Origin of the sequence: Flavobacterium sangjuense (assembly GCF_004797125.1) — a bacterium.
GTDB lineage: Bacteria > Bacteroidota > Bacteroidia > Flavobacteriales > Flavobacteriaceae > Flavobacterium > Flavobacterium sangjuense.
In genome coordinates, this window is sequence record NZ_CP038810.1 from 1,160,826 (window position 1) to 1,182,141 (window position 21,316).

16 protein-coding genes and 1 riboswitch are annotated in these 21,316 nt (G+C 35.8%); of the genes, 13 read left to right on the forward strand and 3 right to left on the reverse strand.

Translation table 11 applies throughout. The annotated features are described in order from the left end of the window. Positions 1-39: 39 nt before the first annotated feature. Positions 40-1,797, reverse strand: a complete 1,758-nt coding sequence (locus GS03_RS05100; RefSeq protein ID WP_136151487.1) for a DUF4153 domain-containing protein — start codon at positions 1,795-1,797, stop codon at positions 40-42. 118 nt (positions 1,798-1,915) lie between these two features. Further along, positions 1,916-3,166 (reverse strand): methionine adenosyltransferase, encoded by a 1,251-nt coding sequence (gene metK / locus GS03_RS05105; protein ID WP_136151488.1) that lies wholly within the window; start codon positions 3,164-3,166, stop codon positions 1,916-1,918. Positions 3,167-3,841: 675 nt separating this feature from the next. On the opposite strand from metK, the gene GS03_RS05110 reads away from it, so the two are divergent. From GS03_RS05110 to GS03_RS05155, 10 genes are all read left to right on the forward strand, one after another. Then, a complete protein-coding gene (locus GS03_RS05110; RefSeq protein WP_136151489.1) occupies positions 3,842-5,038 on the forward strand; it encodes a trans-sulfuration enzyme family protein in 1,197 nt (398 codons plus the stop codon). Further along, complete coding sequence (locus GS03_RS05115; protein WP_168710268.1) at positions 5,038-6,537, forward strand: PLP-dependent transferase; 1,500 nt, start codon at positions 5,038-5,040, stop codon at positions 6,535-6,537. Before GS03_RS05110 ends, GS03_RS05115 begins: the two co-directional genes overlap by 1 nt. A gap of 113 nt (positions 6,538-6,650) precedes the next feature. Beyond that, a complete protein-coding gene (locus GS03_RS05120) occupies positions 6,651-7,538 on the forward strand; it encodes a DUF1684 domain-containing protein (RefSeq protein WP_168710269.1) in 888 nt (295 codons plus the stop codon). Positions 7,539-8,000: 462 nt separating this feature from the next. After that, positions 8,001-9,002, forward strand: coding sequence for an alpha/beta fold hydrolase (locus GS03_RS05125; RefSeq protein ID WP_136151492.1), 1,002 nt, complete (start codon positions 8,001-8,003; stop codon positions 9,000-9,002). After that, entirely contained in the window at positions 8,989-10,089 is a 1,101-nt protein-coding gene (locus GS03_RS05130; protein ID WP_136151493.1) for a homoserine dehydrogenase family protein, read from the forward strand. The genes GS03_RS05125 and GS03_RS05130 overlap by 14 nt, the downstream gene beginning before the upstream one ends. 121 nt (positions 10,090-10,210) lie before the next feature. Beyond that, a riboswitch (SAM riboswitch) is annotated at positions 10,211-10,332 on the forward strand. 228 nt (positions 10,333-10,560) lie between these two features. Then, positions 10,561-11,553, forward strand: a complete 993-nt coding sequence (locus GS03_RS05135) for a homocysteine S-methyltransferase family protein (protein ID WP_136151494.1) — start codon at positions 10,561-10,563, stop codon at positions 11,551-11,553. Positions 11,554-11,627: 74 nt separating this feature from the next. Continuing rightward, complete coding sequence (gene metH / locus GS03_RS05140; RefSeq protein WP_136151495.1) at positions 11,628-14,285, forward strand: methionine synthase; 2,658 nt, start codon at positions 11,628-11,630, stop codon at positions 14,283-14,285. A gap of 1 nt (position 14,286) precedes the next feature. After that, on the forward strand, positions 14,287-15,243 hold the full coding sequence (metF, locus tag GS03_RS05145) for a methylenetetrahydrofolate reductase [NAD(P)H] (protein WP_136151496.1): 957 nt from the start codon (positions 14,287-14,289) through the stop codon (positions 15,241-15,243). A gap of 60 nt (positions 15,244-15,303) precedes the next feature. Further along, a complete protein-coding gene (locus GS03_RS05150) occupies positions 15,304-16,392 on the forward strand; it encodes an acyloxyacyl hydrolase (protein ID WP_136151497.1) in 1,089 nt (362 codons plus the stop codon). A gap of 9 nt (positions 16,393-16,401) precedes the next feature. Then, positions 16,402-17,151: a head GIN domain-containing protein gene (locus tag GS03_RS05155; protein WP_136151498.1), complete on the forward strand. Its 750-nt coding sequence runs from the start codon at positions 16,402-16,404 to the stop codon at positions 17,149-17,151. Positions 17,152-17,156: 5 nt separating this feature from the next. Here GS03_RS05155 and gldA read toward each other — a convergent pair whose 3' ends face one another. Continuing rightward, positions 17,157-18,056, reverse strand: a complete 900-nt coding sequence (gldA, locus tag GS03_RS05160; protein WP_136151499.1) for a gliding motility-associated ABC transporter ATP-binding subunit GldA — start codon at positions 18,054-18,056, stop codon at positions 17,157-17,159. A 119-nt stretch (positions 18,057-18,175) separates the two neighbouring features. Here gldA and GS03_RS05165 point away from each other — a divergent pair, with 119 nt between their 5' ends. The 3 genes from GS03_RS05165 (at position 18,176) to GS03_RS05175 (ending at position 21,314) form a co-directional block, all read left to right on the forward strand. Then, entirely contained in the window at positions 18,176-19,114 is a 939-nt protein-coding gene (locus tag GS03_RS05165) for a M20/M25/M40 family metallo-hydrolase (protein WP_136151500.1), read from the forward strand. Between the two features lie 233 nt (positions 19,115-19,347). Continuing rightward, positions 19,348-20,175 (forward strand): prephenate dehydratase, encoded by an 828-nt coding sequence (locus GS03_RS05170; RefSeq protein WP_136151501.1) that lies wholly within the window; start codon positions 19,348-19,350, stop codon positions 20,173-20,175. After that, entirely contained in the window at positions 20,172-21,314 is a 1,143-nt protein-coding gene (locus GS03_RS05175; protein ID WP_136151502.1) for a pyridoxal phosphate-dependent aminotransferase, read from the forward strand. The genes GS03_RS05170 and GS03_RS05175 overlap by 4 nt, the downstream gene beginning before the upstream one ends. Positions 21,315-21,316: the final 2 nt, after the last annotated feature.

Here is a 21,316-nt window from a genome sequence, read left to right on the forward strand (position 1 = left end):
GAGTCAGGGTTTTTAGTTGTTACTAGTATCAAACTTATATCATGGCTTTATTTTTAATAATACATCAACTGTATAATTGTTAATTTTCTTTTGGTTATCTACTTTTTCGCCAGAAGCAGAACGATAGGTAAGTAAAACAGAGTATTTAGGAAATTCAATTTTTTGAATAATTTTTTCATTTCTATCTTTGTCAAAAGCTTTGTTTTTATTGATGAAATCAATTATTTTTAACGGTAACACCTCTTGATTTATTTTTAAATCTGTGCCATAATCTTTTTCAATTGATTGTATTGAATAGGAAACACCGTTAATTTTTATGCAATCTTCACAATTTAGTTCAATGTTTTTTGATAAAGAAAAAGACATATCATAGCCATGAATGTTCTCGATGTTTTGAGATTCATTTTTGTAATACTCATAGTAAAAATTACCATCATTTGTTATAGAAAGGTCATATTGTGAGCGATACTCAAATCCTAATGCTTCCATGATTTCACTAGATTTAGCAGATTTTTCACTTTTTAAAAGAGTGTCAAGTTTGTTATTAGCATAGGGTTTCATCACTGCAGCGCCATAGTTTTCTTCTAAAAAATCAACAATACTGCTTAAATCTTGTTCTTGTTTAGGTGTTAGTTTTTCTTTTATTTTCATATAATTTTCAAAACGGGAAAGCTGACTGTACTTAGAAACTGAATCTGCACTTTGTGGGCCAATAATCGTCAATAACCCTATGATACACATACTTATCGGTATAAATTTTATTTTTGGTTCTTTTTTAACCAAAAAATAAAACACTACAATCGTTAGCCAAATCGATAACAATAACACATAGTATCTATCATAAGTGAATCCGTAAAGAGAAATTCTTTGTAAAATAGCCCAAAACAATAAACCCAGCAGCGGAATTAAAAGATAATAAAACCAACGATTAAACGTTTTCATCCAAAGATTCCCATCGTCTTTTGCAATTGGATAAATCAATAAAAAAGATAAAATTCCAAAAATAGAAAACACCAAAACTAAATAGGAAACCCATCCGATAGGTAAGGTAAAAGTTGCTAAAATTTTGGCTTCATAACTAATTAAAATCACCAAATAAATGCTGATTAATGGCATTAAAACAAACTGTGTAAAATTTTTGAGCCCTTTTGGATAATTAAGTTCTAATGATTTTGGAGTATTCAAATCCGGAATTCCTGTTAAAAAGAAGAGCGTATTAAATATTCCGGCGATTATACAAAATAAATAACCAAAAACATGATCGTTAATCTCAATATCAAATAAATTTTTAACCGCTGTAATTGCCAAAGCCAAACCACCATATAAAAAGCCACTATATAAACCCGAAGTTAAAATCCGAAGAAAAAGTTGCTTGTTAAATTCCCAAAATTCATTTTGATTATACGATTTGGGAATAAATCCACTAAAAGAAACTAATAGGTGTAAGGCTAAATTAAGAACAAAATATTGCAGTGCTTCAACTTCCGTGATTTTGTCACCAAAACTAAAAACCAATGCAATTCCGATACTTCCTAAAACTAAACTGGATGCATATCGCACCCACGCTTTTTTTTGAGTTACTGAAAAATACAAACTCACCGAAAGGAATAGAACCAAGCATAGTGAACAACACATGATTATTTTTACATACAACTCTTCAGTAGAATCTGTTTTTTCATCAATAAGTAAAATAGCAATGATTGTTCCTAAAAAGGCAGTAATTGTTTCTAATGGAAATCTCAAACTAGTTTTTTGGGTTGCCGTAATAATACTTTGAATAGAAGGAAATTTGGCCATAAATTAAAGGTTAATGGATTTTTATGTTACTAAGGAATGAAAATTACGAAAGATATCCTAATAAAAAAACCCTGACAAATTAATGTCAGGGTTTATTTAAATTCTTTATGAGATAAAATTAAATCCCAAAAGCCGTTTTTACTTTATCTACGAAGTCTAACTTCTCCCAGGTAAATAACTCTACAGTTACCGTTTTTGGCGAACCATTTGGCAATTGGAAAGTTTTAGTTACCGTTTCAGGTTTTCTTCCCATGTGTCCATAAGCAGCCGTTTCACTATAAATAGGATTTCTCAATTTCAAACGTTGCTCAATAAAGTACGGACGCATATCAAAAACGTTCTCCACCACTTTACTGATTTCTCCATCAGTCAAATTAACTTTTGACGTTCCATAAGTTACTACGTTAATAGAAGTTGGTTTTGCCACTCCAATCGCATACGAAACCTGAACTAAAACTTCGTCACATAATCCTGCCGCAACTAAGTTTTTAGCAATATGTCTTGTAGCATAAGCTGCTGAACGGTCTACTTTACTTGGGTCTTTTCCAGAGAAAGCACCACCACCGTGAGCTCCTTTTCCACCGTATGTATCAACGATGATTTTTCTTCCTGTCAAACCTGTATCTCCATGTGGTCCACCGATTACAAATTTACCGGTTGGGTTAATGTGATAGGTGATTTGGTCATTGAATAAATGAGCATATTGAGGATATTTTGCCTTAATTCTCGGAATCAAAATCGAAATCAAATCGCTTTTGATTTTAGCCAACATTTCAGCTTCAGGAGCAAAATCATCATGTTGAGTAGAAATAACGATAGCGTCAATTCTTTGTGGTTTGTTGTCATCAGAATACTCTAAAGTTACCTGAGATTTCGCATCCGGACGAAGGTATTTAATTTCGTTATTTTCTCTTCTTAGATTAGCTAATTCAATTAACAAAGCATGAGATAAATCTAAAGCCAATGGCATATAATTTTCAGTCTCATTAGTAGCATAACCAAACATCATTCCCTGATCACCTGCACCTTGCTCTTCTTTGCTTGCTCTGTCTACACCTTGATTAATATCGGCAGATTGCTCGTGAATGGCTGATAAGATTCCACATGAATCCGCATCAAACATATATTCACTTTTAGTATATCCAATTTTTTTGATTACTTCTCTTGCAATTTGTTGAACATCAAGATAAGTGCTTGATTTTACTTCTCCGGCAAGAATCACCTGACCAGTAGTAACCAATGTTTCGCAAGCCACTTTTGATTCAGCATCAAATGCCAAAAAGTTGTCAATTAACGCATCAGAAATTTGGTCTGCAACTTTGTCTGGATGTCCTTCACTCACTGACTCCGATGTAAATAAATAAGCCATAACTATATTTTAGTTTAATATTATTTGTAATGAAGAAAAAAGTGGACTGCTGTGAACGCTAAAGAAGAGTTTCTGCTTTAGCATTTTTTAACGAGGTTGCAATCAGTTCAAATTTTTCCTCTTATTTTTTCGAGTGCAAATGTATAAAGACTATTTAGAATACGAAAAACTATTTTTGCTTTTTTTATTTTTTTATGATTTTGAGAAATTCTAAACACGTAGTATTTAAATATATAATAAGTTACTTTCGGAAAGATTGCACCAAGTAAAGAAGCTAGATTTGATGCGTGCATGAATTTTCAAAAAGCTTTGCGTCTTGGTGACTTTGCGAGATTTAATTTGCTCGCAAAGTCACTAAGACGCAATAAAAATTTACTAACCTCTCAGAAAGAAACTTTGATATAAATTTCTCGATAGTCATTGTATGATAACTAAAGACTACTAATTTTTTTTGGATTTTATTTTTTTTTCTCAATTTTTGTTTTCACATTTGTCAAATCAAAATACAACAAAAAGAAATGAATTTTACAATGTACAATATGTCAATGATGATGTGGAAATTTTCCGCAGGGGACACTATTGTATAATTTTAAATCTTAAAATATACCAATTGAACCTCTGCAATCGCAGGGGTTTTTTTATATCCATAACACAACACACTAAAATTTAAATCACATGCAACTAGAAACTTTATTAGCCAACATCACACAACATTCTCAAATCAAGGATGCTTATGGAGCAACTCACTTGCCAATTTACAATACGGCAACATTTGATTTAAAAAGACAATCACCAGACGAACAGGTTTATGATTATTCCCGTTCGGATAATCCAACGCGAAATGCTTTAGAAACTATTTTTGCCAAAGCAGAAAACGGTTTTGGTTGTGTTTGTACCAATACAGGAATTTCGGCCATTGCACTACTTTTTGAAACAGTTTTGAAAACCAACGACCATGTTTTAATCGAAAAGGATTGTTATGGCGGAACGTATCGATTATTAAATATTTTGTTTGAAAAGAACAACATTACGGCACACTACGCCGATTTCACGGACTTAGCAGAAGTCGAAAAAATAGTAGAATCCAATACAATCAAATTGGTAGTCTGTGAATCACCAACCAATCCAAGTTTAAAAATTGTCGATATCCAAGAACTTGCCATTGTAGCAAAAAAGCACAATGCATTATTCGCCGTTGACAACAGCATGGCAACGTTTGCGTCACAAAAACCATTGGAATTAGGAGCTGATTTTTCTGTTTTTTCGAGCACCAAATTCATTTCAGGACACGGTAGCGTTACTGCCGGAGCGATAGTTTCCAAAGATGCCTTTTGGGACGAAAAATTCAAATACATTGCCAATGCACAAGGCAGAGCACAAAGTCCGTTTGATGTTTTTTTAGTTTCACTGGGATTGCCAACTTTGACATACCGAATGAAAGCACAAGAAGCCAGTGCTTTAAAATTAGCTGAATTCCTCGAAACACATCCGGAAGTTTTAGACGTGAAATATCCGGGTTTGCTATCGCATCCGCAGTATGAATTGGCCAAAAGACAATTAAAAATCATTCCGGCGGTTTTAACCATCGAATTAAAATCAGCTGAAAAAGCAGAAGAGTTTATCAAAAAATGCCAACTCTTTGGCGAAAAAGTATCTTTTGGTTGTGCCGATTCACGCTTGGAAATTCCATCCAGAATGAGTCACGCAACCAACACTGAAGAAGATTTAGCCGCAAAAGGATTAAGCCACGCAACAGTCAGAATATCGATTGGTTTGGAAGACACAGCTGATTTGATTCAGGATATTGCACAGGCATTAGATTACACTGAAAATTTTACCGAACAGCTTGTCGATGTTTTAAATGCGAAATGATGAGTAATTATTTCAACACTATTCAGTTTGGATGTTCGTTGCCGTTGCAAAATCCGCACGCGGTTTCGGTTAGCATGCCTTTGCTGCAAAATGTAATTGATTATGAAGAAGGCGACAAAACGGCTATAGCCCAAATGCAATCGGGTTATCCAAGGTTTTTTCAGAATAAATTGGTTGAAAAGTTAGTTGGTTTTGTAAAAAAAAGACACAATATTTCATCAGAAAAAATTATTTTGCCAATAGCGTCTTTAAAAGCCAAAAGCATTTTAGAATATCTTGTCAATGCTGAATTTGAGTACGTTCAGGAAGAAGATTGTGTGTTTCTGATTTTAGACAATAATCCACAATTCGCAAAGATATGCCGGGATTATATTCGGAATGTAGGTTTGTTAATCAGTTCCCGAAAAGCGGAAGCTGTTTTATATCAATTAGGCCAAATAACGTCTATCTTTTCTGAATCAAAAGCAACTATTACTGAAGCTGAAAAAATAATCAAAAAGGTTTTATCCAAAGGCTATTCTAATGTTGCTGAAGATACTATTTTACTAACCAATTGTGGTATGAATGCATTGTTTGCAGCCTATGAAACCATTGTAAATCACAGAAAACCTGAAGGAAGAAATACCGTAATTCAACTTGGCTGGCTTTATGTGGATACGATGGAAATCATCGAAAGAAGAAGCACAATCTCTCATCTGCAAATCAACATTCACCACAAACAGCAACTCGAAAATTGGTTGGCAAATAATCATACCAAAGTCGCCACGATAATCACAGAAGTAACTACCAATCCACTGATTCAATGCGTCGATTTGCCTTGGCTTTATGCACTTTGCCAAAAGTATAATATTATCTTGTTGGTCGATTCAACTATCGCTACACCTTTCAATGTTGATGTTTTGCCTTATTGTGATATTGCTGTTGAAAGTTTGACCAAATTCGCTTGTGGAAACGGTGATTTGTTGATGGGTGCGATTGTTTTAAATGATAAAAATGACATTGTAAAAGAAGTAAAAAATCAATTCAAACAATTCATTATTCCTGCCTTTGAAGGGGAATTGCAGCGATTGGCATTCCAAATAGAAGACTATGAAACCCGGGTGAATAAAGCTTCTGAAAACACTATAATTTTATACAATTATCTTAAAGAGCAATCTTTTGTCAAAGAAATATATTCAGTTTTTCATTCGGATTCTATTACCAATTACAACAAAATAAAAAAATCGGATGCAGCTTTTCCGGGATTGCTTTCGGTTGTTTTTGATAAAGAGTTGGCCTTTTATTACGATAAATTGGAATTGGCGAAAGGACCAAGTTTGGGAACGGAATTTACTATTGCCATGCCATACGTATATCTGGCTCATTACGATTGTTTAAAATCAGAAGAAGGAAAACAGAAGTTATTTAATCTGGGAATTAATCCCGAATTACTCAGATTATCAATAGGAATTGAACCCGTCGAATTGATTATTAATGCTTTTGAAAAGTTACTGGAGTAAGACACAATCAAATTACTATGAACAAAAAGTACAATTCATAGCATATAATTTGAACAAATTCAATAAATAGTTTTTAACTTTAAAACATCAAATAATTTAAAATTGCAATGAAAATGAAAATTTTACAGCCATTATTGCTTATTGCGATTATGGTTACAGCTACAAGTAGTTATTCGCAAAAAACAGACTATAAAAAAGAAATTGACACTTGGCACAAAAAAAGAGAAGAAAAACTAAAAGCTGAAAATGGTTGGCTGAATTTAGCGGGTTTGTATTGGTTAAAAGAAGGGAAGAATACTTTTGGCAGCAGCGACAAAAATCAAATACAATTTCCCGAAGGTACTATCGACGATTTTGCAGGCTATTTTGAGCGAATAGGTACAACGGTAAAAATTGTCGTCAATAAAGAAGTTTTAATCAATTTAAATGGGAAACCCATTGATGAAGCTATTGTTTTCCATCCTGACTCCATAAAGCCACTTGCGCTGTCTCATAAAGATTTGCGTTGGACGATTATCAAAAGGGAAGATAGAATCGGGATACGATTGCGAAATTTGAAGAGTCCATTACTGGAAAGTTTTCATGGAGTTGAGAGATTTCCGGTGGATGCCAATTGGAAAATTGAAGCAACATTAGTAAAAACAGATCAGCCCATAGAAATTCCAATTACTAATGTATTGGGACAAACTACCAAAGAAAAATCATCCGGAAAGTTGGTTTTTACTGTAAATAATGAAAAGTGTTCTTTGGATGTATTGGATGAAGAGGATGGTTTTTTTATTCTTTTTGGGGATGAAACCAATGGCGATCAAACCTATCCTGCTGGGCGATTCTTATCTGCTTCAAAGCCCGATAAAAATGGCAAAGTCATATTGGATTTTAATAAGGCAACCAATCCACCATGCGCTTTTACAGCCTATGCAACATGTCCGTTGCCGCCTATACAAAATCGTTTGCCAGTTGCCATAAAGGCTGGAGAAAAAGTTTTTGGAGAACATTAATTTTTTTAAAACATTTAAAATCAGTGCTTTAAACCAATTGAATATTAAATTTTAAAAAAAAATCAAAAAAAATTTTGTCAATTGAAAATTAGTCCGCAAGTTTGTTAAATCAAAAAAGCAACAAAATGAAATTTACAATGTGCAATATGTGTCGTATGATGTGGAAAAATCCGCAGAGATAACTATTGCATAATTTTAAATTTTTAAAATATATCAATCGAACCTCTGCAAACCGCAGAGGTTTTTTTATTTAAAGCAAATTAAAACAATGAAAGTAACAGTAAAAAATATGATGATGACCCGCACAATGATGCACATGATGTGTTGTATCGCCATACCCTGTTACCAGATGTGGAAGACCTAATATAGTTTTTATAACTATCCTAAAAGTCCCTTTGGTAAGCCATCCAAAGGGATTTTTTTATTTCAAAAAAATGCATAAAAAAATAACAATAAACAAAAATGAAGAATTTAGAAAAAATTGACCTTTTTAATTTTGATTTAGAAAATGGAAAGCAACGACCTTACATTCCGTTGTTCTATCAAACTTTCGGTCAGCCAATAGGATCAGCTCCGGTTGTGGTTGTCAATCACGCTTTGACCGGGAATTCAACAGTGACCGGAGAAAACGGCTGGTGGAATGATTTGATTGGCGAGGGCAAAATTATTGACACAAATTACTTCACGGTAATTGCATTCAACATTCCTGGAAATGGATATGATGACAATTTTGGAAATCTGATTTCAAATTACCAGGATTATACCGTTCGTGATATAGCCCGTGTTTTTTGGGAAGGTTTATTTTTCCTAAAAATTGAAACGCTTTTTACGGTTATTGGTGGAAGTCTTGGCGGTGCTTTAGCTTGGGAAATGACAGTGCTTTTTCCTGATAAAGTCGAAAATTTGATTCCAATTGCTTCTGATTGGAAAGCCAGCGATTGGGTAATTGCCAATGTGTTAATTCAGGATCAGATTTTGAATAATTCAGACAATCCAATTGTTGATGCAAGATTGCACGCCATGCTTTTGTACAGAACGCCACAATCTATCAACCAAAGATTTCAAAGAAATAAATTGGAAAATCTTTCGGTTTATCAAATAGAGAATTGGTTGATTAATCACGGTTTCAAACTCAAAAACCGCTTCCGCTTGTCGGCTTATAAACTAATGAATCATTTGTTGAAAACGAACGACATTACACGTGAGAGAAAAGATTTCTTGACTATACTGAAGGATATCAAAACCAATATTCACATCGTTGCAGTCGATACCGATTATTTCTTTATTCCGGATGAAAATCGGGAAACATATCACGAATTAAAATCCATTAGAGAAAATGTCTTTTACAACGAAATAAAATCCATTCATGGTCATGACGCTTTCTTGATTGAATTCGACCAATTGGCCCAAATCTTAGAACCAATTTTTAACAAACAAAAACAACAAACTTATGTCAACGCTTAGAATAAACATCGTCCTTTTTGGTATCGGAAATGTGGGAAGCACATTGGTAAACCAAGTCATTGAAAGCCAAAAATTCTTTCTCGAAAAAAGAAACATCGATTTGCGATTTCCAATCATTACGAACTCAACTCTGGCTTTCTTTGAAAAAGACGGAATCAAAAATCAGTGGGAAGCCAACTTCGCTCAATCGGCAATTCCGTTCAGAGTTGAAGACATAATTGAATACGCTCAGGAACAGGAATTAGAAAACCTAATCGCAGTTGATGCCACAGCAAGTTCAGACATCGTCAAAAATTATATTCCGTTAATCCAAAACGGATTTGATATTGTAGCTGCCAATAAAAAAGCAAATACACTTCACTTTGATTTCTACAAAGAACTAAGAAGAAATTTAAAAAAGTACGACAAGACTTTTCTCTACGAAACCAATGTTGGTGCCGGATTGCCAGTTGTGCAAACCATAAACGATTTGCACTTTTCGGGTGAAGAAATTACCAAAATCAGAGGTGTGTTTTCAGGTTCGTTGAGTTATATTTTTAATAGATTCTCTGCTGAAGAAATTCCGTTTTCCAACATTCTCTTAGAAGCCGAAAAATATGGCTACACTGAACCCGATTCCCGTGAAGATTTATCCGGAAATGACGTAGCTCGGAAATTATTAATTCTGGCTCGTGAAATCGAAAAGGAATATGAATTTTCAAACATCAAAATTTCATCCCTTTTGCTCCCAGATTTGAATGAAACGAATTCTAAAGCTGAATATTCGGTCAACAAACAGCTTTTTGACAAACCATTTCATATTGCCAAAATAACTCAGGCAGACAGTCATGTTCTGCGTTATGTAGGTGAATTTGATGTGGTCAAGAAGGAGTTGGAAGTCAAACTAATTTCAGTTCCACAGAGTTCGGCATTAGGCCAACTCAAAGGTGCCGACAATCTGATTGAAATTTACACAAAGTCGTATGGCGAAATTCCAATAGTTATTCAGGGCGCAGGCGCAGGAAAAGAAGTAACAGCTCGCGGCGTTTTGACCGATATTCTCAAAATCGCCGAAAAAACAAAAATCAAAGAAGCTGTTTGGTTATAAAAATTTACTAACTCAACCCCGAAAACCTACAGCACGAAAACGTTGTAGGTTTTTATTTTTTCAAAACCCTTGCAAATAACAATTCTATGCCTTTACTTTGCGGTGTTCATAAACTTATTGTTCGTTATCACGAAAGCTGGAGGGAATAGACCCGTTGAAAGCTTAGCAACCCTTTGCCAAAAGAAGGTGCTACATTCTAGTCTTTATGCTGAATTTATTTCAGCATCTCGACAAAGATAACCCGAGAATTCTTCTCAACTTTCTGATAACATATTATAATTTTTTAGGAGCGAAAGGCTTGCGCTTTTTTGCAATCCATATTCCTGCTGTACGTTGCAATCTTTTTGTTTTGTCATGCTGAGCTTGTCGAAGCACAAAACAAAAAGGATTTTCACTTCCATCAGGGCTAATTAATAAATCATAGTACAAATTAAGCTTTGCGCTTTAGCGTCTCTGCGAGAAATACAAAATATGTCAAAAATTCAACAAGCAATACAAGAAAGAATCCTTGTCCTCGACGGAGCCATGGGAACCATGCTGCAACGCAACAATTTCTCCGAAGAAGATTTCCGAGGAGAACGTTTCAAAGACTTTCCACATCCATTAAAAGGAAACAACGATTTACTTTCTATCACCCAACCCGAAGCGGTAAAACAAGTGCATCGCTTGTATTTTCAAGCCGGAGCAGATATTGTAGAAACGAATACTTTTTCAGGAACGACTATCGGTATGGCCGATTACCATTTAGAAGATTTGGTTTACGAATTAAACTACGAATCAGCCAAAATTGCCCGTGAAGTTGCTGATGAATTTACCGACAGACCACGTTTTGTTGCAGGTTCCATTGGACCAACAAACCGTACAGCATCCATGTCGCCTGACGTAAACGATCCGGGTTTTAGAGCCGTAACGTTTGACGATTTACGCATTGCCTACAAACAACAGGTAGAAGCTTTAATTGACGGTGGTTGTGATGTACTTTTGGTAGAAACAATTTTCGATACACTAAACGCCAAAGCGGCTTTATTCGCTATCGAAGAAGTAAAAGAAGAACGCAATCTTGATATACCGGTTATGGTTTCAGGAACAATTACCGATGCTTCAGGAAGAACACTTTCCGGACAAACCGTAGAAGCATTCCTGATTTCAATTGCCCACATCGATTTATTAAGTATCGGATTCAACTGCGCACTTGGTGCTGACCAATTGAAACCGTATTTGAAACGTTTGGCTCACAATACACAACTCAATATTTCAGCGCATCCAAATGCCGGTTTGCCAAATGCTTTCGGGCAATACGACCAAACTCCGCAAGAAATGCAAGCCTTAATCAAGGAATATTTACAGGATAATTTAATCAACATTATTGGCGGATGCTGTGGCACAACTCCGGAGCATATCAAAGCAATTGCTGAGGTTGCGAAAGAATTTAAACCACGAAATGTTCTCATTCATGCAAATTAAAATCTGTAAAAATCTGTGTAATCCGTGGCTAAAAACCTTTGTGTCTTTGTGCCTTAGCGAGAAAACAAAATAAAATGTCAGAAACAAAATATTTAAAATTATCAGGTCTTGAACCTTTAATCGTAACTCCGGAATCTAACTTTATAAACGTCGGCGAACGAACCAATGTAACTGGTTCGCGTAAATTTTTGCGTTTAATCAAAGAAGAGAAATACGAAGAAGCACTCGATATTGCTCGTAACCAAGTAGAAGGTGGCGCGCAAATCATCGACATTAATATGGATGAAGGAATGTTGGACGGCGTTTATGCGATGACCAAATTTCTGAACCTAATCGCAGCCGAGCCCGATATTGCAAGAGTTCCGGTTATGGTCGACAGTTCCAAATGGGAAATCATTGAAGCAGGTTTGAAAGTAATCCAAGGAAAAGGTGTTGTAAATTCTATTTCACTTAAAGAAGGAAAAGAAGCTTTTATTCATCATGCCAAATTGATAAAAAGATACGGAGCAGCGGTTATTGTTATGGCTTTCGACGAAGATGGTCAAGCCGATAATTACGAGAGACGTATCGAAATCTGCAAAAGAAGTTATGATATTTTGGTAAATGAAGTCCATTTCCCTGCTGAAGATATCATTTTCGATCCCAATATTTTCCCGGTTGCAACCGGAATGGAAGAACACAAATTAAACGCCTTGGATTTTTTCAGAGCTACAAAATGGATTCGCGAAAATCTCCCTTATGCCGGAGTTTCAGGTGGCGTAAGTAACGTTTCGTTTTCGTTCCGTGGAAATGACAAAGTGCGTGAAGCCATGCATTCGGCATTCCTATATCACGCTATTAAAAACGGGATGACGATGGGAATCGTAAATCCGGAAATGCTTGAGATTTATGATGAAATCGATCCAATTTTATTGGAACATGTTGAAGATGTTTTGCTAAACAGAAGAGAAGATGCAACCGAAAGATTACTGGATTTAGCAGAAAGTTTTAAAGGCGATTTTAAAGTAAATGAAAAAGCAATCCAGGAATGGAGAAACGGTTCAGTTCAGGATAGATTGACACATTCACTCGTGAAAGGAATTGACGAATTTATCGAAATTGATGTAGAAGAAGCAAGACTTTCAGCCGATAAAGCAATCGAAGTTATCGAAGTCAATTTGATGGCTGGAATGAATGTCGTTGGCGATTTGTTTGGAAGCGGAAAAATGTTCCTGCCACAAGTAGTAAAATCGGCTCGTGTAATGAAGAAAGCAGTCGCTTATTTATTGCCATTCATCGAAGCACAAAAAGACGGAAAATCATCATCGGCAGGAAAAGTGTTAATGGCAACCGTGAAAGGTGACGTACACGATATCGGTAAAAATATTGTAGCCGTAGTTCTCGGTTGCAACAATTTTGAAATTATCGATTTGGGCGTTATGGTTCCGCCAGAAAAAATTATTCAGGCAGCAGTCGAGCACAACGTAGATATCATTGGATTGAGCGGATTGATTACACCTTCGCTTGACGAAATGGTTTATCTGGCCAAAGAAATGGATAAACTCAATATCAAAATTCCGATTATGATTGGTGGCGCAACCACTTCGCGTGCGCATACTGCAGTGAAAATTGCACCGGAATATAAGGAAACTGTTGTCCATGTAAATGATGCTTCGCGTGCCGTAACTGTGGCGAGTAATCTTTTGCAAACGGAAACTAAAGTCGATTATGCGAAAACCGTTCGTGCCGAATACGATAAATTACGTGATGGTTATCTGAATAGAAGTCGGGATAAAAATTATTTGTCGATTGAAGATGCCAGAAAGAATAAACTGAAATTAGATTGGGATAATTTCCAACCCGTAAAACCAAATTTTATCGGAACAAAAACGGTTGCCGTTGAGCTTTCTGAACTAGTTGATTTCATTGACTGGACACCATTCTTTAGTTCGTGGGAATTATACGGAAAATATCCAGCGATTTTGACTGATGAGGTTGTTGGTGAGCAAGCCACAGCTTTATTTGCCGATGCTCAAAAAATGCTAAGCCAAATCGTTTCCGAAAAGTGGTTAACTGCTAAAGGAATTCTTGGAATTTTCCCTGCGAATACGGTCAATGATGACGATATTGAAATTGCAGGAACCTTTCATAAATTTTTAACCTTACGTCAGCAATCTCAAAAAACAGCTGGCGCACCAAACATCGCGTTAGCCGATTTTGTAGCTCCAAAAGAAGCCAAGCAGGATTACATTGGATGCTTTTGTGTTACGACTGGTTTTGGTGTAGATGAAAAAGCAGCCGAATTTGAAAAGCAATTAGACGATTACAACTCGATTTTAGTAAAAGCCTTAGGCGATAGATTGGCTGAAGCTTTTGCAGAATATTTACATTTAAAAGTCCGTAAAGAAATTTGGGGTTATGCCTCGGATGAGAGTTTGTCGAATCAAGATTTGATTGACGAAGAATATAAAGGAATTCGTCCCGCGCCAGGTTATCCAGCCTGTCCTGACCATTTGGAAAAACCAACGATTTGGAAACTTTTAAATGTAGAACAGAAAATCGGAGTGACACTAACCGAAAGTATGGCAATGTGGCCGGCATCATCAGTATCAGGATATTATTTTGGAAATCCGGAAAGCAAGTATTTCGGACTCGGAAAAATAAAAGAAGACCAGGTAATAGATTACGCCAAAAGAAGAGGAATAGCAACAGAAGTAGCCACGAAATGGCTCAACCCAAACATAGCAGATTAGTATGAAAGTAACCCAACATATCCAAAACGCCAATGGAAAACCATTGTTTTCGTTTGAAATTTTACCGCCATTAAAAGGACAAAACATCCAATCTATTTTTGACAGCATCGATCCGTTAATGGAGTTTAATCCGCCATTTATTGATGTGACGTATCACCGTGAGGAATACGAGTTCAAGGAATTACCTAGCGGACTTTTGCAAAAGAAGATTGTAAAGAAACGTCCGGGAACGGTTGGTATTTGTGCGGGAGTTCAAAATAAATACAATGTTGATGCGATTCCGCATATTTTGTGTGGCGGGTTTACAAAGGAAGATACCGAAAACCTGTTGATTGATTTGGATTTCCTTGGCATTGACAATGTGGTGGCACTTCGCGGTGATGCCTTGAAAACGGAAACCTATTTTCATCCTGAAAAGGAAGGCAATGAATATGCTACCGATTTGGTGTTACAAATCAGCAATTTGAACAACGGAATTTATTTGGATGAGGATTTGAAGAATTCGGCGCAGACCAATTTTTGTATCGGAGTTGCAGGCTATCCTGAAAAACACATGGAAGCACCAAGTTTGGACAGTGATATTCATTTTTTAAAGCAAAAGATAAAAAACGGCGCGGAGTATATCATTACGCAAATGTTTTTTGACAATAAAAAATTCTTCGATTTTGTAGATAAATGCAGGGCTTCCGGAATTACCATTCCGATTATTCCGGGTTTAAAACCTATTGCTACTAAAAAACAATTGAATTTAATTCCACACCGATTTAGTGTTGAAATGCCCGATGATTTGATCATGGCCGTAGTAAAAGCTAAAGATAATGACGCCGTAAAACAAATCGGAATCGAATGGTGTACGCAACAAAGTAAAGAATTAGTTGCTGCCGGAATTCCTGTTTTGCATTATTATTCGATGGGAAGAGCTGAGAATATTAAGGCGATTGCGAAGGAAGTTTTTTAAAATCAGTGAAAATTTCGATGCTGAATATAATCTGTTATATTTGTGCGAATTAAATTTTAGATGAGGAAAATTTACCTACTGCTTTTACTGTTTCCATTTTCTTTTTTTGCTCAAAAGGCCAGTCCTTTTGTGATTGAAGCTTCATTATTAAGAGGCAATGCCTTACCTCATACTGAAGATATGTACCATTTAGTCAATGGACATCCTGAAGGTTTTATGCTGAGTATACTCAACAAAACAGATGGTTCTAAAGAGTGGCATCATGCCTATAATTATCCGGATTATGGAGCTTACTTTTTGTATCAGGATTTTAAAAGCCAGCCTTTAGGTCAAAACTATTCTGTTGGGGCTTTGTATAATTTTTATTTCTGGAAGAGGCATTTACAATTCAAACTCGCGCAGGGAATTGCCTATACAACCAATCCTTATGACAAAGTAGATAACAGTAAAAACAAAGCATTTGGAAGTCGCTTAATGGGAAATACCAATATAGGATTGGCTTATGACAATCAGTCCCTTTTTAAAAATATTGGTTTTCATGCCGGAATTTTATTTACACATTATTCCAATGGAAGAATGAAATCGCCCAATAGCGGTATCAATACGTATCTGTTGAATTTGGGTTTGAATTATAATTTGTCTGAAGAATTTAAGCGCCAGCCAGATACTACTTTAGTCAAGAAATCATACAGGGAACCAATTCACTATAACGTTGTTTTACGAACGGGGATTAATGAAAATCCGATTATTAACAGCGGCCAATATCCTTTTTACCATATTGGTTTTTATGCGGATAAGCGAATCAATAGAAAATCGACATTACAATTGGGAACCGAATTGTTTTTGACAAAATCCATTCAGGAATATATTAAATATTACTCGGTTGCCTATCCGGAACAAAATATCAGTCCAAATACTGATTACAAGAGAGTCGGAATTTTTATTGGACACGAATTAATGATTAATCGTATTTCGCTCGAAACCCAAGTCGGATATTATGCTTATGAGCCTTTTAAAAAGGACATTCCGGTTTATGACAGAGTCGGAATTAAATACTATTTCACCGATAAGCTTTTTGGTGGATTTACGATAAAAACGCATTTGTTTTTAGCAGAAGCGTTGGAATTTGGAATTGGATACAGATTTTAAAAAACAGCTATGAAGAAATTTTCATTATTGATGGTTTTATTTTTGGTACTCATTGCTTGTGAAAAACCAAGTGATTGTGTCGAAAGTTCAGGTCCGACAATTACTAAGGAAGTTGTTGTTCAGCCATTCAAAAAAATAAAAGTATATCGCGGTATTGAAGTTGTCATTACTCAGGGAAGCGAATACAAAGTCGAGATTGTTGCCGGTTCCAATTTTATTGGTAATGTGGAAGTGACACAAAATGGAGACCAGCTAATATTTAAGGATGACGTAAGCTGTAATTGGGTTCGTGCTTATGGAAACACAAAGATTTTAGTTACTACACCAACCTTAGAGGAAATCTATTCCAAAACCGACAGGAACATTAGTTCTAACGGTGTATGGACATTTCCTAACCTGACCATAACCGCTTTTGATAAAGATGCCGATGGTGAAAGTGGTGCAGGAACCGGTGACTTTATTATTAATTTGGATAATGATGCTTTTACAATCAACAATAATAATGTTTCTAGGTTTTATCTTTCCGGACAAACCAATTCAGCCAATTTTAGTTTCTATTTTGGAGACGGAAGAATAGAGGCTCAGAATTTAATTGTTCAAAATTTATATGTTTACCATCGTGGTTCGAATGATATTATTGTTAAACCTATTCAAAGTATTACCGGAACCATGAATAGTACGGGAAATATCATCTTAAAAAATGTGCCGCCAATTGTAGATGTGAATCGGTTATATCAGGGAAGAGTTATTTATCCTTAAATAAATTATTTCTTTGTTTTCTCCCTGAAAATTTGCTCCAGGTTTTTGCTTTTCAAACTAAGCTGCAATGTTTTTAGTCCGTTATCGTGAGCAAAATCAAAAACTTTTGGACGCATGTCTTCTTCGGTGTTGAAAGTTAATGTCCAAAGATTTTCACTAGTATTTTTATAGGATTTTATATTGGGTAAGCTTGCCAGTAATGTTTCTGCTATCGTTTTGTCAAATTCAACTTCGATGATTTGTTCTTTTTCATCCGAAACTAATTTGTCCAGTTTTTTATCGGTTACGATTTTTCCGTTGTCAATGATGATTACTCTGTCGCAAATCGCTTCTACTTCCTGCATGATATGCGTTGATAGAAAAACAGTTTTGTCTTTCCCAACGTTTTTAATTACGTTTCTGATTTCCACCAATTGATTTGGATCCAATCCGGTTGTTGGTTCATCCAAAATCAAGACATCAGGATTATGAAGCAAAGCAGTTGCCAAACCCACACGTTGACGATAGCCTTTCGATAGTTGACTGATTTTTTTATGGCTTTCAGGCGATAAACCCGTTAGCTCAATGACTTCTTCAATGCGAGATTTCGAAACGTTATATACATCAGCATTGAATGCCAAATATTCACGAACATACAAATCCAAATACAACGGATTGTGTTCCGGCAAATAACCAATTGAAAGCTGCACTGCTTTTTGATTTTCGGTTACATCATTTCCGTTAACAGTTGCCACGCCTTCATCTGCATTGAGGAATGTGGTCAAAATTTTCATCAAGGTAGATTTTCCGGCACCATTTGGACCAAGGAAACCAACGATTTCTCCTTTTTTGATGGAGAAAGAAACTCTGTCCAAAGCCTTTTGAGCTCCGTAACTTTTGGAAATATTCTGAACTTCTATTGACATAACTGAAATATTTACCGCAAATGTAAACAGAAAAAATCTTGGTTCATTGTTTTTTAGATTTACTGTAACTTTTTTTTAAAATAGAACTCTTACATTTACAATTAATCAAAACGTATACAATGAAAAAAATTGCACTGCTATTCTTATTATCCTGCTTCGCGGTTCAGGCGCAGGTAAAACCAATAATTCAAAAATCAGAAATAGTCCGAATTGAAACAGAACTGGCTTCCGATAAAATGCAGGGAAGACAGGTTTTCACTCCCGGAATTGATTCCGCTTCCGCTTTTATTGAAAAAGAATTCGCCAAAATCGGGCTGGCTTATTTTAAGGATTTAAAAAACTACCGACAGGAATTTACCAGAAAAGATAAAAATGCAAACAACGTAATCGGAGTATTACCCGGAAAATCAAAACCAAATGAATATGTGATTTTTTCGGCGCATTATGACCATTTAGGAACAGTAAGTGATGGAGAAGACAAGGTGTATAACGGTGCCAATGACGATGCTTCGGGCACAACAGCCGTTATCGCTTTGGCAAAATATTTCAAGGAATTAAACAACAATGAACGCACCATTATTTTCGTAGCATTTACAGCTGAAGAAATCGGAATTGTAGGTTCAAGATATTTCGCGAAAAATATAAATGCGGATGAAGTGGTTGCTATGTTCAATATAGAAATGATTGGCACGGAAAGTAAATGGAATAAAAATTCAGCCTACATCACAGGTTTTGAAAGATCCGATTTTGGAACCATCCTTCAAAAGAATTTAAAAGGAAGTAACTTCCAATTTTATCCAGATCCTTATACTGAAATGCAATTATTTTACCGTTCAGACAATGCGACTTTAGCAGCACTTGGTGTTCCGGCGCACACGATTTCAACTTCCAAAATGGATATGGAAGCGAATTACCACCAATTAAGTGATGAGGTTTCGACTTTGGATTTAGACAATATGACCGAAATTATCAAAGCGATAGCCATCAGTTCGGAAAGCATCATCAGCGGAAAAGACACGCCAAGTCGAGTTGAGAAGTTGCAACCAAAAAAATTTTAACGAAAACGTTAGCGTAAATTTTTTTGTCAAGTCTTGTAAAACCTAAACTTTATTTTTTTACATTAGCCAAATAGAAAGCAACAAATGAAAACATTTAACACCTTTTATAGCTATTTCTTTTATTTCTTCTTCGGACAGAAAAAGGGATTAGTATTGTGTTATGTAAAAAAATAAAAAGTAAAACATACGATATATAAATCCCAACGAGAGTTGGGATTTTTTTTTTGAAAAATATGGAAACAAAAATTGCAATACAGGGAATTAAAGGCTCGTTTCATCATCAGGTGGCACAGGAATATTTTCATCAAAATGTTGCCGTAAACGAATGCCTTTCATTTGAAGCGTTGGTCGATAATTTGCTACACGACAAATCCCAGCTGGCAGTGATGGCGATCGAAAATTCCATCGCGGGTTCCATTATTCCGAATTATGCATTGATTGACAAGAATGAGTTGCACATTACAGGCGAATACTATTTGGATATTATTCAGAATTTAATGGTACTGAACGGACAAAAATTGAGCGAAATTCAAGAAGTGCATTCGCATCCGATGGCGTTATTGCAGTGTATGGATTTTTTGAAAAAACATCCAAAAATCAAATTGGTGGAAGACAAGGACACTGCCGAAACCGCCAGAAGAATTCATCAAAAACAAATAAAAGGCATTGCCGCCATTGCCAGTAAAGCAGCAGCAGCACTGTATGATTTAACCATTATCGCACCTGAAATCCAAACAGTAAACAATAATATGACACGCTTTTTTATCATCAGCAAAGACGCCGGTGATTTGCCGAAAGAGGAAATCAACAAAGCATCATTAAAATTTGAGTTGGATGACACGCCGGGAAGTTTGGCCACCGTTTTAAACGTGATGACAAACTGCAAACTGAACCTGACCAAAATCCAGTCAATGCCGATTATTGAAACACCTTTTCAGTATTCTTTTTTTGTGGATGTGGTTTTTGAGAAATACAAACATTATGAAAAAGCAATGAAAGTTTTAGCGATAATGACCAACCATTTCAAAGTGTTGGGCGAATATAAAAACGGAAAATTATGATTGTCACCGCCGATAGATTACAAAGCGTACAGGAATATTACTTCTCCCGAAAATTGAGAGAAGTACGCCAACTCATTTCCGAAGGAAAACCGGTTATCAATATGGGAATTGGCAGCCCTGATTTGGCTCCGGATATAACCGTTATCGAAGCCATGCAAAAAGCCATGTTTGATGACAAAGTACACGAATACCAAAGTTATCAAGGCTTGCCTGAATTGCGAAAAGGCATGGCCGATTTCTATAAAAATCACTTTAATGTCGACTTGGATTTCAATACTGAAATTCTTCCATTGATGGGTTCCAAAGAAGGAATTATGCATATTTCACTGGCGTTTTTAAACGAAGGTGATGAAGTGTTGATTCCGAATCCGGGTTATCCAACCTATGCTTCGGTAACCGAATTGGTTCAGGCAAAAGCTGTGAATTATGATTTGACAGCAGCAACCAATTGGCAGCCTGATTTTGACGCTTTGGAAAAATTGGATTTATCAAAAGTAAAACTGGTGTGGGTTTCGTATCCACACATGCCAACTGGAGCGAATGGAACTTTGGAGTTGTTTGAAAAGCTGATTGCCTTTGGTAAAAAGCATAACATTTTGATAGTAAATGACAATCCGTATAGTTTTGTTTTGAACGGAAATCCGTTGTCAATATTACAGGTTGAAGGTTCAAAGGATATTGCATTAGAATTAAATTCGCTATCCAAAACCTATAATATGGCTGGTTGGCGCGTTGGAATGGTGATGGGAAATTCAACATTGATTGACGCCATTCTAAAAGTAAAAAGCAATATGGACAGCGGGATGTTTTACGGAATTCAGAAAGGAGCTGTCGAAGCCTTAAAACTAAGAAACGATTGGTTTGAAAAGCAGAATGAAATTTATACCAAAAGAAGAAATCTGATTTTTAAATTGGCCGAAAAACTGAATTGTGTTTTTGATAAAAATAGTGTTGGTTTGTTTGTATGGGCAAAGCTTCCGGCTGGTATTTTGTCTGAAGAATTTATAGATAAAGTATTAATTGAAAAGCATATTTTCATCACGCCGGGAACTATTTTTGGGAGCAATGGTGAAGGTTATATTCGGTTTTCGCTTTGCGTTACCGAAGAAAAAATCCAACAGGCAATAGAACGATTTTAAAA